Raw genomic sequence first — 14,665 nt, forward strand, 5'->3', positions numbered from 1 at the left:
TTATCATCATTTGGTAAGATCGTATCTATTGATAGGGGGGGGGTTCACTGGTGCTGGATTTGAAATAGTTGAATCTTTTGACCGAACAGGAGTAGAATTTTTAATAGGTTTTACTTCAATTTTTGGATTTGAAATAGATAGTTGAGTATCTGGTGCTTTAATATTTTGTTTCGGTTTGGGTGGAATAATATTGCTTTGATCAGTTTTAGGTGCTTCTACTTTTTTAATTGTTTCAACTTTTTCAGGTGCTTTTGGTGGAACAAATTTGACATTTGAAACAGGAGATTCAAAAGTTCTATCGTTAGCAGAATTTTTTTCTATAGTAGAAGGCGCTGAAGTAGAATAAATAATATTTTGACTAGCAAAATAACTAAAATTAAACAAATTTGTAGTCAATCCAAAACTAAACACTCCAATAGAAGCTATAGTAGAAATTCCAATAACAAACTTGGTTCTTCTAGTCAAATACAATTTATTCATTATCACCTCATTTTAACTGTTACTTTATAATCTACTAATAATTTTATAACTAAATAAAAATTTTTAAACTCACTTTTATTTTTTATTTTTTTTAAAAAAAAACAAAAAATGTTAAAGCTAACATTTTTTTGTTTTACTTTAATAATTTTATTGTTTGCTAAATACATGCACTCTATGGGATTCACTAAATCCATTTGGAAATAAAAATGTTTTTACATCCTCATGTTTATCGGTATACATATGTTGCATTGCATCAAAATATGATTTTTTTTGTTCTTGTCCACCACCATAAATCAAGTCATATTGTGGTAAATTATATTTACCATAATATCCTTCATAATCTTTCCCATAAGAACGCAAGTTTAAAACTCCCGCAACAGAAGCATTAGGCCCACTCATATAAATAAGACCATACATTTTGTCTTTTAAATAAACCGCTGAACCAGACATACCTCCATGCCCAGACATATTATCTAATGTAGTTCCAAGGCCAGAAAAAACATATAAATCATCTGTTTTAAACTTTTGAGTTTGACTATCATAAGTTTCAAGTATTTGGCCACCTTGGTCTAGATAAGGAGCAGCTATAAAAATATCCATAATTCCAGGTGTAGACATAAAAGTCCTAAAAGACCTTGATCAATTAAGATCGCCCCCATCTTTTTTAAGTGATTCCAGTTTTTTTAAATACTCCGGAGTTGGACGAGCTATTGGAAATAATTTGGAAGGTTTGTTAATTAAAGGTGATATCGAACCATCTAAAAGGTTTTCAATAGCTGGTTTATCAAAACTTCTTCCATTGCTAAGTGGAATTTTGTGATCAATTTGAGGAATCATTTTTTCGAAAGCTGAAGTTGGGAATCCAAAAGCATAAAATGGATTTTTTTCTAGTTTAGAATACTGATTTTTATCAAGTAAATTAACATCGGAAGTTAAAACATAATTTGGATCAGGAGTTTTATGTTTTTCATACCAATTACCAGTTACTTCTTTTGCTTGTTCTTCATTTTCGAATGTAATTTCAATAATTCCAGCATCCATTAAAAAATTAACACCTTTTCAAAAGGATTGATTTGTTAGATCGCCTAATTTTTGTTTCATTATTTGAGAACCTATCATAACCAATTTCACTTGATTAGGTTTTATTGGAATTTGCCTGTAATATTCTTTTCAATCACCTTGACCAACCAAAGGTATTTCTTTATTTAGTTTGACTTTTTCTTTTATAAGTTTTGAAATATTAATTTCTCTTGTATTATATGCTACATTATAAGTGTTATAATTGGATTTATCTCTTCCATAAACACCATCACCTTGGTCATCTTTAAGTCTTAATTGAGCTAAAACGTGTGTGTTAGTGATGAAATACCATGTTAAAGGATACTTTTCTCCTTTTTTAATTTGGTAATCAATAATATTCATGGTCCCACGTTTTCCTTCTGTGTTTCCACGCTCTTCACCTGGTTTACGATAATCTTCTTGAAAATGTTCTTGGCCATTTTCATCTGTTACTAATTTGGTGCCAATAGCACCATCACCTATGTAAATAGAAACCGCGTTATCAATAAGTTCTTTATATTGATCATTTACAATGTCACGAGGAAGTCCAAAGTGCCAAGGTCCTGATTTATCTTTGTCAATCTCACCTTTCCTTAACCCTTTTGTGTAAAAACTAATAGGAGGGACAGGAAAGCTTCTCTTAGTTGTAGGAATATGTATTAAATTTCTATTATTTGGGTCCGGAGTTACAAATGTTCTATAATAGGCATTTTCTGGAAGAGGTTGATCAACTTTTTTTGCTAATTGCTCAAGTTCGGGAGAATATTTTGGAGGATGATCACCATTTCATTGTCCAAAAACTTTAGAAGGTTTTCATTCATAAGTTGCAGACTGAGAAGCACCTAAATTGGGGAAATATGTTAAAAGATACTTAACCTCATTTTGCGGAAAATCATATTCATATTGATCTTTAACAATTCTAGTTCCATCGCGAAACTCAGGAATATTTTGCCCTTTAGGTCTTGCATTAGCTAATTCGTTTTCAAATTCTTTAACTCTTTTTTCGCTTACTGGAGGTTCTGGTGTAAAAGATGGTGATTCTGATTTCTTTTCTTGTGCTTTAAAAATTTCATCAAGAGAGTTAATTGCTAATTTTGTGTTCTCAGCTCCTATGCCATCAGTTTCAATTTCTTTCCTAATAAAATTAATTGTTCTTTCAAGTTGTTTTTGTCTTTTTGCTTTAGTTTCAGCATCTAAAGAAAGACTATTTAATTTTTCAGAAAGAGATTTAGAAACTTGATTAAGAGAATCTGAATCTTGGATTTGATCTTTTAAACTTGAAATATCTACTGATGAAGAATTTGGGTTATTAGGTGTCTTTGGTGATTCAACATTTACACCTTGTTTTTCTTGTTCCTGTGGGTTAACTCCACAAGAAATCAAAATAGGCAAAGTTATAATAGGTGATAAAACCAAAATAGCTTTCATTTTAAGAGATAATTTAAAACTAAATTTTTTGAATTTCATAATCTCTCCTTATTTAATATGAAAAAAGTAATAATTTGTTTTATATAAATTTAAGCAAAATAATAAATATAAATTAAAGTATATTAGCAAGAAATAATTAAGTGATTACAAGTTTATGAATTACCTTCGCTGTCATCACTGTCATCATCACTGTCATCGTCACCATCGTCACTATTGCTTGCGATTTTAGCTACATTAGGATCAACTTGTATTTTTGTAATAGTACTTGATGATTGAACTACAACTTGTTCAGGTTCTCCCTTAGGTCAATTTTGAACTATTACTTTTTCAATTCTATTACCTGAGCTGCTACTGTTTGCCATTTGAAGAAATGTTATTAACTGACTAGCTCCATTGGCGTTTAAATCACCAGTAACAGTTATAACTGAATTATTTATTATTTGAGAAGTATCTCTATCTCTTATTGATATTTTAACTGGATTTTGGGGACCGCCAGGTTTAAGTCATTTATCAAAACCTGCATTATTTAAATCTGCTGCCTTAAATTTAATCTGCTCATTTGTAGAACCTACTATCAACTTAGTAAAACTTAAAGTATGATGTTCATAATCTTCTTGTGCATATTTATCTGTTTTTCAATTTTTAATTGAGTTGTTGAATAGATCTTGGATATGTTCCATATTCAAACCATTAAAAGTATTTTGATTAGTTAAAGAAAAATCTAAAGTAGTTGGGTATCCACCCTTTCCACCAAAACTACCTTGAAAAGGTCGCTCTTCCATTTTTTGACCAAAAGCAATTTCAAGACCTTTTTCAATAGTGTCTGTGTTATCACCAGCATATCATCTTAGTGTATTAAAGACAATAGAACCTGCAATTTTACCTTGATACTGACCATATTGTGCTTGGTTATTATAATCAAATGAAATAAAACCTACATTCTGAAGGTCGTTTGGAGAAACAGATCAATCGGCATCAATTGAATTTTTATCTGTGTAAATAGCAAGTTCATCAAGATGTTTATTTCTAAGTCCTCTAAGAGAATCAGTTCCTAAATAATTATCTACAAATAAATAAACTGCTTTAATAGAGTTTGGTAGTGATTTTAAAATATCTTCTGCGTTTTGAGTGCTATTGTTTTCACCAACATTTTTAAGTCTAACACCTTTAAGTTGGTGGTCTGCTTGATTAACATTTGCCAAAATTTCTTGGAATTTTTCAAAAGCATTATCATCATTTGCATCCAATTCAATAATATCACCTGGTTGACGAGCTTTATCTTCATTTTGAGAGTTTGGAGTATAGTGATAAATTTTAATAGAATTTTCAAAACCTTGAAGTTGAGCTTTATAATTAGAAGTTACATCAGTTTTATCTCAACCTGAAAAATTACCATGAAGAATATCATAAGGACTTTGTGAATATCAACTTTGAGTGTTAAAAACTCTTCTTCTATTATTAACCCTTAGTCTTCCATTAGTTCCTGTTTCTGGATTGTCATTTAGATTATCATATCCTCATACATTTGGACTTTCTGTACTTGGTATCATCCCTCTTGAAAGCATTGTTATCTCATCCTGAGTAAATGAAGTTTTTGGTGGTTGATTTTTTAAATATTCCAAATAATTTTTTTCTCTATCTAAATCGTATTTGGCCAATGATACTTGACCTTGAAGCTCTGCTTGTCATTCATATTTGGATAATCTACCTTTATTTCACATAGGCGAATAGTCATTTCATTTATTCTGCTGAATGTCAACTTTATTATCATAGACTTGCTGAGCACTTTCAATTCTTTGTTCAGTTCTTTTAATTTCAGCTTGCAAACCTTTCCGATAATTTTCTAAGGCACGTTGTTTTAAATCCTCTGTTACTTCAACATTTCTAATTACTTGTGGTGTATATTGTACAGATGGTTGAGTAACCTTTGGAACTGGAGCAGGAGAAGAAGGCACTATAGGAGTTTCCACAGTTTTTGGTTTTTCTTTGGGTTTAGGAGCAGGCTCAATAACTTGAATATCTGGAGCTTTTACAACTTGTTTAGGTTTTGGAAGTGGAGTTGCACTTTGCTCAACTTTTGGTGTTTCAGTTTTTTTAGTTGTTTCAACTTTTTTTGGAGGTTTCGGAACAAATTTCACATTTGCAACAGGAGATGAAAAACTTTTATCATTGACAGGGTTTTTTAATATGGTTGAAGGTGCTAAAGTACTATAAATAATACTTGAATTAGTAAAAGAATGAAAATTAGACAAATTTGTGGTTAGTCCAAAACTAGTTAATCCTACAAAAGCAATGGCAGAAAAGCCAACAATAATTTTTGTTCTTTTAGTAAAAGACAATCTATTCATTTTTACTCCTATCTCACTTTGTAGTTATTGAGATTTTATATAATTTTATTACTAATTATAATAATGTGACTAAAAAGTTTAGTTTTTCAAAATTAAGTGTAATTTTTAAAGACAAAGATTTATCAAATTACTCATATTACTCATAGATTAAAATAGGTGTAATTTTTTGATCATCCATTCGAGTCGATAATTCTAAAATAACAGCATTAAATTGACAACTATTTTTAGATGTTACAAAACGAGTGCTATGATTATAACGAGCCATTCTATAAACATCTAAGAAATTTACTCCAATAGCATCATTGGCCGGACCTGTCATTCCCACATCTGTAATAAACAATGTTCCATGAGAAAGACGGCGAGCATCATTTGTTTGCACATGAGTGTGAGTACCCAGTACTGCATTTACTTTACCGTTTAAATAAATTCCTAAGACATTTTTTTCACTTGTCGTTTCAGCATGAAAATCAACAATATGAAAATCACTTTTATCATTTGCTATAATTGGATCAATAGCGTCAAAAAAGTTTTGCGCTTCTTCTTCTTGTCAAGGTTTATTCAATTTATTAAAAGTTATTCCAAGGAGAGAAGTTACTCTAAAAATTTTTTTATTTTTTTCTATAGTTACACTACCTGTTCCTTCATAATGATCTGGAATATTAAGGGGTCTAACAATGTCGCCATTATTTATAATTGCATTAATGTCAGGATTAAATCAAACATGATTTCCAACTGTAAATACATCAATTCCAATTTTTTTTAAATATCAATAGTCTGCTTGATTTAGCCCTTTTCGCCCAGTGATATTTTCAGCTTGAGCAATAACTAAATCAAAATTGTGCTCTTTTTTTAACTGCTCAAATGTCCGCTCAAACATTTGTATTCCGGGTTGACCAAAAATATCGCCAATAAATAAGACTTTTGCTGTTTTCATAGTATTCCTTATTATTAATTATTGAAAAATTTATCATCTAATTTGTATCAGTCACTAATTTTATTTAATGATTTACTATTAACTTGATAATGTTCAGATAAAATTTCTTTCATTTTTTGATTGATAAAAAATTTATCACTTTTTTGATTTTGAATACATTGCTTTCAAAATAGGTGGGGTATATTGTCTCAAATTTCAGAAATTTTTTTATGCAAATCAAGTTCATTTTCACTAAAATCATAACTCCAGAAAAACTGCTTGCAAACATAATTTTCAAAATCCTCTATTTTAGAAATTTGCACAATAAGTTTTAAAAAATCAGCAAGCATATTTGGACATATTTTGTCACTTTTGTCTAAAAATCTTTCGCTATAAATATGTAAAAAGTATGAATTGGGTTTGGTTTTTATTAAAAAATTATTAAAACTAAAACTTGTAGTTGAAAGAATTTCTTTGAGTTTAGTAAAAAAATTAAAGAAATTTAAATCAGTGAATTTTATAGAAAAAGCTGTTACACTGTATGAGTTTTTAGCAAACTTCGGACTTAGATTACTAAAAAGAGAGTTAATAAATGGAAGTTTATTTTCTTGAATTTGTTTTTCCTTGTTTTGATTCTTATTTTTGTTTTTTATTTTCTCTTTTTTTTCTTCTTCAAATTTATTTAAATAAGCTTCAACATCAATAAGTTTACCGGTTTTTACATGTTTGTCATATTGTGAAACTTTACCACAAAACAAAAATCTATTTTTTATATTTTTTTTCTCATTGTAATAAACTTTATATTGGACATTATCGATTGAAAAACTTAATTGGTCTGCCTTGGATTCATTTGTTAATATTGATGTTGGTTGAAGATTCATCTCATGGTCTTTAGAAAAATTTGGAATTAAATTAGTTTGCTTAAATTTATCACATTTACTTTTAGGAATGATGTGGTCCAAATTTCATTCTTTAAAATATTTTTCTTTATTAATTTGCTTACCAGCAAAATCCAAGTATTTATTTTTATTATTTCATCCGCGATAATATAAATCTCAAATTTCATTAGCTTCTTTAATGGTTTTTTCATTTGGTTTGTGATTCAATTCAACTTTAAGTCCATTTTTTTGCTCTTCAAATTGACTTTTATCAAAATTTAAAGTTTCTGTTTCGCTTTTTTTGCTAGTTTCTTCTATTTGTTTATCTAAATTTTCATTATTCTTAATTTGTGTTGATTGAGAATCTTCTTTATTTTTAAGCATTTTTTAACAAGTACCTCCTATAAAATAAAAAAAGATGCAAATAATAGTAGCATCTTAGGTCTATATTAGATATGGTGCCAACAACAGGAATCGAACCTGCGACCCCATCCTTACCATGGATGTGCTCTACCGAATGAGCTATGATGGCTTACATTTAATTAATTTAACAATTAAATTATAATATATTAATGTTAAAAAGTAAAAAAATTGAATATTATTTTTCCTATTTTTGTTTATTTTTAAACTGGTTTTAAAAATTTACTTAAAAAAATATTCATTCAAAAAAATAATATTAATCATAAATATTTTTTCAAATATCATCTTTTCAAAATCCTTTTTTTTCTTTTTTAGCTGCTTCTTGAGCTTTTGAAAATAATTTAAAAAGTTTTTTATATTGAGGGAAATAATACTTGCTTTTAGAATTTTCGATATCAAAAAAACGAATTTTAGCTAGACCATAAATTAATTGTTCAAAACTAGCATTTTTATCATCTATTTCAACAATTGCAACCTTACGATCATAGGCATCTGAAGCAACAATTGTAATTTTAACCAACTTATTTAAAATTAAATCACTTAAAATTTTTCTTGCTTTTAATCCATATAATTTACTTAAACGAACGTTAATTTTATTTTTATTGTGTTTATAGTTTTGTTTGGGTTTTAATTCGGGGGTATCAATACCAAAAAGTCTAATTCGATTGCCAATGTAATCCGTGAAAGTGTCGCCATCATAAACACTTTTGACAATAGTGTAATAGCTTTTATTTGCAAATAATTTAGTTTCTTTTTTAACAAGTGGAAAATCTAATTTTTTATTTATATTTATATCAACTTTATGAACTAGAATTTCATTAGTATCGCTAGAGGAGCAACTAGTAAAAAGAAAAAAAGTAAATAAAAAAATTAATAGTTTTTTAAAAATGATTCAATTTTCCTTTTTTGATCACGTTCTTTAATAGTTTCTCTTTTATCGTGTTTAGTTTTTCCTTTCCCTATTCCTAAGATAATTTTTATCTTGCCATTTTGTCAACCTATAATTTGCGGAATAATACTAATTCTCTCTTTTTCTTTGAGACTAAATAATTTGCGTAATTCAGCTTTGGTAAGTAATAATTTGCGTGACCTAGTAGAATCACCTGCAACATTCATATATTTGCTTATATGAATGTTGCTAACAAATAATTCACCTTCCTTAAAATAGCAAAAACTTGATTTTAAGTTAACATTTCCGGCACGAATTGACTTAACTTCTCAACCTAAAAGAGACACTCCCGCCGTTAGTTGTCAATCAATTTGGTAGTCATAGTTAGCAATTTTATTTTTAGCAATCTGTTTCATTTTAATTGTTATAATTATATTATATTTTTTAAAGGTTTTTGCTTATGAAAAAAGAAAAAAATAACAAAATTGATGCAAAAATTGTTAATTTTTTAACTACTATTGATCGCACTAATGGGCCCTCACATCAACAAGTAATCGATTCTAAAAACAATTTTGGAATTAACAAATTACCAACTATTAAACCAAAATCATTAGGAAAAAGAATTTTTGAATTATTAATAGAACCACTGACTATAGTGCTTTTGTGTGTTATTATAATTTCATTGATTTTAACTATTGTATTCCACCATGAACATAAATTATCTGAACAAATTGTGGCTTATTTAGAACCAATTCTTATAGCATTTATTATTGCGATTAATATTTTTTTTAGTTTGTTACAACAAAATAAAACTCAACAAGCCCTTGAAGCTATTAAAAACCTTAATTCACCTGTTGCAACTATTATTAGAGATGGAAAAAAAATAGAAATTGATAGCACTTTAGTTCAAATTGGTGATTTATTAGTTTTAAGTGCCGGTGATATTGTTGCTGCAGATGCTTTTGTGATTTCACAAATCAACTTACAAGTTCAAGAAGCGATGCTCACTGGTGAATCGCATGCAATTTTTAAAGAAAATTGTAATAATTTCGAACAAATTAATAGCCAAATTTATGCAGGTTCATCTGTGATTTCTGGTCAAGCCATCGCTTTAGTTTATGCAATTGGTGAAAATACTAAAATGGGCGAAATTGCAAAACTTGTTCTAAATACAAAAGAAGCACAAACTCCAATGCAAAAAAAAATGATTTTATTTTCTAAAATCATTTCTATAGTTGCTATTTTAATTAGCATTATTTTCTTTTTTATTTATATTTATGTAGTTGCAAAAGGAGATTATCAACAATCTAAAACTGCCATTGTAGTATCGTTGGTATTAGCTATTGGTTTTGTTCCAGAATCTCTTGTTCCTTTGATTAGTATCAATTTAATCATTGGTGTTAAAAAAATGGCCAAACAAAAAGCTATTATTAAAGACTTGTCAACTATTGAATCTCTTGGAAACATCTCTATTGTGTGTAGTGATAAAACTGGAACTTTAACAGAAAACAAAATGACTATTGTAGATGTTTACACAACTAATGATCGAATAGAACAATTTTGGGAAGAAATTGTTCTAAATTGTAGTGCTTATTCTTTTTTTGAAAATGGAATTGAAGAATTTAGAGGTGATCCAGAGGAAATTTTAATTTTACAAGAAGCTAAAAAATACAACATAGAACAAAAACAATTGTTGGAAAATTCTACAATAATTGGTAAAATTCCTTTCAATTCTAAAATAAAATTTAGCGCTGTGGCAGTTAAAAAATTTGAAGAAAAACTATTATATCTTAAAGGAGCACCCGAAGTTTTAATTCCACTAGCAAAAGAAAAAAATAGGCAAATAGAGGCAAAACTAGCTTGATTCCATACAAAGGGATATCGTGTTTTTGCAACCGCGATTGCAAAAATTCAAGATTCTGATAATTTGGAAAAACAAGTAGAAAATCTTGAAATTACTGGCTTAATAGCTTTATTCGATCCTCCTAGAGTTGAAATTAAGGATGTTGTAGATAAACTAAATAAATCTAGTATTTCAACAATCATGATTACAGGTGATAGTTTACCGACAGCCAGCTCAGTTGCAAGTCAAGTTGGTATACTAAATGAATCAAAACATTTAGCAGTTTATAGGGATGAATGAAATAATGATTCTCAATGATTGGAAAACTTAGAAAATTATAAAGTTTATGCTCGAATGCAACCTGAGGACAAGTTAGAAATAATTCAAGCATTGCAAAACCAAAATCATCAAGTTGCAATGCTTGGTGATGGTATCAATGATGCTCCCGCACTTAAAAAAGCGAATGTAGGAATCGCAATGGGTCGAACTGGAACTCAAGTTAGCAAACAAGTTGCAAATGTTGTTTTAGAAGATGATAATTTTACAACCTTATATAATGCAATTAAAAATGGACGAATCACCATTTTAAACATTAAGCAACTGATTAGCTTTTTATTTATTGCTAATTTGGTAATGCTACTTACTATGTTTATAGGGACCTTACTGTTTAAAAACAATATTTTTGGTTCATTACAAATTCTTTGAATTAATGTAGTTTCAGAAACTTTTGGCGGTATAGCAATTAGTTTGACAAGTCTAGAATCTAGTGTAATGAATCAAAAATTTTTAAAGCAAAATAATTATTTACTTACTAAAGAATTAATAATAAAAATAATTATTTGAGTAACTTGCATTACTTTTTTAACTCTTTTATCTTATTATTTTAATAAAGATAATAGTTTACAAGCATCAGGAATTAGTTTTTTTGTTGCATCTGTGGGCTTGGCAAGTTGTTCATATTTACTAGCTAGCAATCAACCTATTTTTAAATTCAAATTAACTCAACAAAAATACTTACATTTCGGATTTTTAATTAGTTTTTTAACTATTATTTTTGTTACTTTTATACCACATTTAAATGTTATTTTTCATATGAATATCTATGAAGGTAAAAGTCTTAAATTAACATTTTTAATGCTTGCTTTTCTACCTTTTATAAGCGATCAATTAGTTAAAGCATTTTTGACAAGATTTATAAAATTTGTCAAAAATAAATAATTTATATTTTTACTTTTATAAACTAACTTAAAAATAGTGCCAATGGCACTTTTTTTTTTTTTTTTTGTAATTTTTAATTATTTTTTAATTTGTAAACAATTAAAAAAATTTCACTATTATATTAAATAACTATATAAGTCATAAACTATGTTAATATTATTTAACAGTATTCATAGGAGTGGTTATCATTTAATTTTAAAAAAAATCAGCTTATAAAGCTGATTGATTTTTAATATTTATTTTGTATAACTATTTACAAGTGATTCAAAAACAGAATTTAGATCATCTTTAATTGCAGGATTTGTTGATGCTTGAGATGATTGAGGAACTAGAGTAGTTTTTGGTGTTTCTAAATGGTTGTAAAACATTAGAGAGTGTAAGGTTGTTTTTGAAACAGCTGTCTGAGTAGGGTTGGAGTTAACAGGTGAGGCAACTGTAGTAGGTGATGGAGGAACTGTGGCACTAGTTGTTCCTATAATAATCGAAGAATTCGACTTACCTAAGTTACTTAACAAGTTAATAGCTGTTGAAGGAACATTATTATCAAGTTCGAAAGGTGTTTGTTTATCTATATTTTTACCATCAAACATTGCTGAACTAATTTTAATTTTGTCATCATTTCTATCAATTGTTAAAATAAATGTAGTTGTTGATTTAGTATCAAAACCTTCAGTAATTGGAAAGGCAGCTAAAATTTTCACTTTGTCATTAATAGTTCCAGAACCAGAAGCTTGAGATAAAGAATTAATGTTACCTTTATTACCAAACCCTATAATTCAAGCTGCTCCTGTGATTTTAGATGTATCAATTTTATGATTTGAAATATTTTCTAATTTCTCAATTTCGGTTTTATTTGAAACTTTTTCTACAAATAATACATAACTATCTTGTGTAGTAGTGGTTTGCATAGCTGAAGTTTGAGTTTGTGCTTTTTCTTCTAAAATAATTTTTGGTTTATCGTTTTCTAATGAATTATCTTGTGAAAATACAATTCCAAAAGATGGGTTTTTCACTGTTACTTGATTTGTTTGTTGTGCCACTGGTTGAGTAACTGTAGTTGTGGATGGTTTTGGTTCAGGTTTTGGAGTATTATTTGTTAAAGTCAACTCACCCGAATCCAAACTAACACCATTAAATCCATTAGCATCATTAACTTGTATTGTTGAACCGGCTTTTGCCTCGAATACAAAATTACTATTTAACAATGATGGTAAGACTAATTTAGAACTTTTAACTTGACTAGTTTGATCAACATTATCGATTGTTTTTAAAGCGGCCCCATCAAAAAATAAATCAGAACCAGTACTTTTGACTATATCAAGTGCTGGTAATGATGGTGCAAATCCAGCTATAACAACACTTTGAGTTGCCACTCTTTCATTTTTATCATTATAAATAGAAATACCAATAGTTAGTTGTTGAGATTTGTTATCAAAACTTAAATTATAGTTAACCTTATCTTTTTTAAGTCCATTTTGATTAATGATGTTGTTAAGGCTAGAAAATATTTTCGCAAGTGCCTTAGATGCTTTATTTTCTATTTCTAGTCCAGTGCTTGGATCAATTATTTTTTCTTTAACAGATTTTTTCCATTCTGGAAAATCAATAACCTTATCAAAAATGTGTTCCACTCAATAAACTATAGCTTGTTGAATAGTTAAACTATCATAATCAGATGCACCTGTTAAACTAACAACAGCAAAACCTTTTGGTAAAGTAATATTTTGTAAAAATGCATAATAGGCAACATTCATATTTTCTAATCTAGATATAATGTCAAGACCATTAATATATTTAGCTTCAGGACGAACTACAAAATAATTGTTGTTTTCTACAACTGCATTCAAAAAATCTTGAGCATAATTGCTAAAAACCTTAAAATTAAAAGAGAAAAAATGACTTTGTGAGTTTTCATCTTCTTGCTCAGAATCATCATTTGTATCGGCAACTGCTTGAACAGCTATTGGTTTAACATTTGATGTTGATGATTCAGTTTGCTGGCTTGGGGTTGTACTTTTTAAACTGTTTTTAAAATCGACAATTGCACGAACTTTAATTTCACCAAGCTTATCTAGTCTAAAGTTAGTTTCTTCAATTTCGGCTCTAAAACTTGGATTTAAATGTTTAAAGTAATGTTTTAAAATGCTAAAATCAAAAAAGTTTGTTACATCTTGACCGACTTTAAAAAAAGTTGAAAGATTTTTTTGACTCAAAGCAATTTCTCTTTGTTTTTCAGGAACTATTTTAACTGCATTATGATCTTCATTAACATTAGATGTTAGTTTAGTAAATTCTTCTAATGCTAATTTATAGTAATTTAAATTAGTTATTTGTAATTTAAATTCCCCGACTTTATTTGTTCCATCTAATATATTGATAGAAACCAAAATAGTTCCATCATTATCGCTAATGTTTTCAAAATCAATTTGATTATCAGAATTTTTCGCAAAATCTAATCTAAGTTCTGAAGGTATTGTAATAATATTGCCACTTTTATCAATAAGCTGCATACTTCCGAAATGAGAAATAGTTTGGGAAAAATTTTCATTGGAGCTATTGTAATATTTTTGAATCTCACTTGCTAAGACAGAAGGAAGAATATTGGTTGATGGATCTGTATTGTTATAAACTAATTTAGATTTATTTTCATCAACACTAAAAACTGGCACACGAGATAGTTGTGCAGCACCAAATCCAGAAATATTTACAACACTTGAATAAATTTCATCTGTTACATTGTCAACAGCAGTAAATAAAACATTTTTTAATTCTTGAGCTGTTGCAATTGAGTTATTTGCTGCTAAATCACTAGTGATTAAAAAAGAATTAACTTTAATGTTAGGATATTTTTTTGCAAAAGCACTTAAATCGAAAATGTCAATTAAATTTATAGCACTTTTTTTATCTGAAGCCAAATGAAAAATTTGGCTCGGTGAATATTGTTTATATTTTTCTCGAAGTGGTAAAGTTTCCATTTCTTTTGCAAAATCTTTGGCACTAAGAGGTGTAGAAGAGCTTATTAACTCTTCTGTTTTACCAAATTTAACAAAATTTTTGTAATTTTTCTTTTGAATATAATTGTAAGTTGCTCAACCTGCGGCTATTGCAGCCGCTGGAACTAACAACGCTGTACCTAAAATTAATATTGCTTTAAAATGTGATACTTTTTTAACTAAAACACGTTTCATA

The 14,665-nt window shown here is 28.3% G+C and carries 9 protein-coding genes and 1 tRNA gene; 1 reads left to right on the plus strand and 9 read right to left on the minus strand.

All coding sequences use genetic code 4. The annotated features are described in order from the left end of the window. The 8 genes from ACJHWB_RS02155 to smpB all read right to left on the minus strand — a co-directional run bounded on the left by ACJHWB_RS02155 (window position 1) and on the right by smpB (window position 8,831). Window positions 1-480: a hypothetical protein gene (locus tag ACJHWB_RS02155; protein WP_483132867.1), complete on the minus strand. Its 480-nt coding sequence runs from the start codon at window positions 478-480 to the stop codon at window positions 1-3. 147 nt (window positions 481-627) lie between these two features. Next, the gene (gene mip, locus ACJHWB_RS02160; protein WP_483132868.1) at window positions 628-3,006 is read right to left on the minus strand and encodes an Ig-specific serine endopeptidase MIP; all 2,379 of its coding nucleotides are present in this window, start codon (window positions 3,004-3,006) and stop codon (window positions 628-630) included. Between the two features lie 113 nt (window positions 3,007-3,119). Next, window positions 3,120-5,315, minus strand: coding sequence for a putative immunoglobulin-blocking virulence protein (locus ACJHWB_RS02165; protein ID WP_483132869.1), 2,196 nt, complete (start codon window positions 5,313-5,315; stop codon window positions 3,120-3,122). 136 nt (window positions 5,316-5,451) lie between these two features. Further along, a complete protein-coding gene (locus ACJHWB_RS02170) occupies window positions 5,452-6,249 on the minus strand; it encodes a TIGR00282 family metallophosphoesterase (RefSeq protein ID WP_483132870.1) in 798 nt (265 codons plus the stop codon). A 14-nt stretch (window positions 6,250-6,263) separates the two neighbouring features. Further along, entirely contained in the window at window positions 6,264-7,490 is a 1,227-nt protein-coding gene (locus ACJHWB_RS02175) for a hypothetical protein (protein WP_483132871.1), read from the minus strand. Window positions 7,491-7,562: 72 nt separating this feature from the next. Further along, window positions 7,563-7,638 (minus strand) — tRNA-Thr (locus ACJHWB_RS02180). A 144-nt stretch (window positions 7,639-7,782) separates the two neighbouring features. Beyond that, entirely contained in the window at window positions 7,783-8,418 is a 636-nt protein-coding gene (locus tag ACJHWB_RS02185) for a thermonuclease family protein (protein ID WP_483133003.1), read from the minus strand. Beyond that, on the minus strand, window positions 8,397-8,831 hold the full coding sequence (gene smpB / locus ACJHWB_RS02190) for an SsrA-binding protein SmpB (RefSeq protein WP_483132872.1): 435 nt from the start codon (window positions 8,829-8,831) through the stop codon (window positions 8,397-8,399). The genes ACJHWB_RS02185 and smpB overlap by 22 nt, the downstream gene beginning before the upstream one ends. A gap of 44 nt (window positions 8,832-8,875) precedes the next feature. On the opposite strand from smpB, the gene ACJHWB_RS02195 reads away from it, so the two are divergent. Beyond that, entirely contained in the window at window positions 8,876-11,476 is a 2,601-nt protein-coding gene (locus tag ACJHWB_RS02195) for a cation-translocating P-type ATPase (RefSeq protein WP_483132873.1), read from the plus strand. Between the two features lie 236 nt (window positions 11,477-11,712). On the opposite strand, the gene ACJHWB_RS02200 is transcribed toward ACJHWB_RS02195, so the two are convergent. Next, window positions 11,713-14,664, minus strand: a complete 2,952-nt coding sequence (locus tag ACJHWB_RS02200) for a P110/LppT family adhesin N-terminal domain (protein WP_483132874.1) — start codon at window positions 14,662-14,664, stop codon at window positions 11,713-11,715. Between the last annotated feature and the right edge of the window lies 1 nt (window position 14,665).

The organism is Mesomycoplasma sp., from assembly GCF_056854695.1.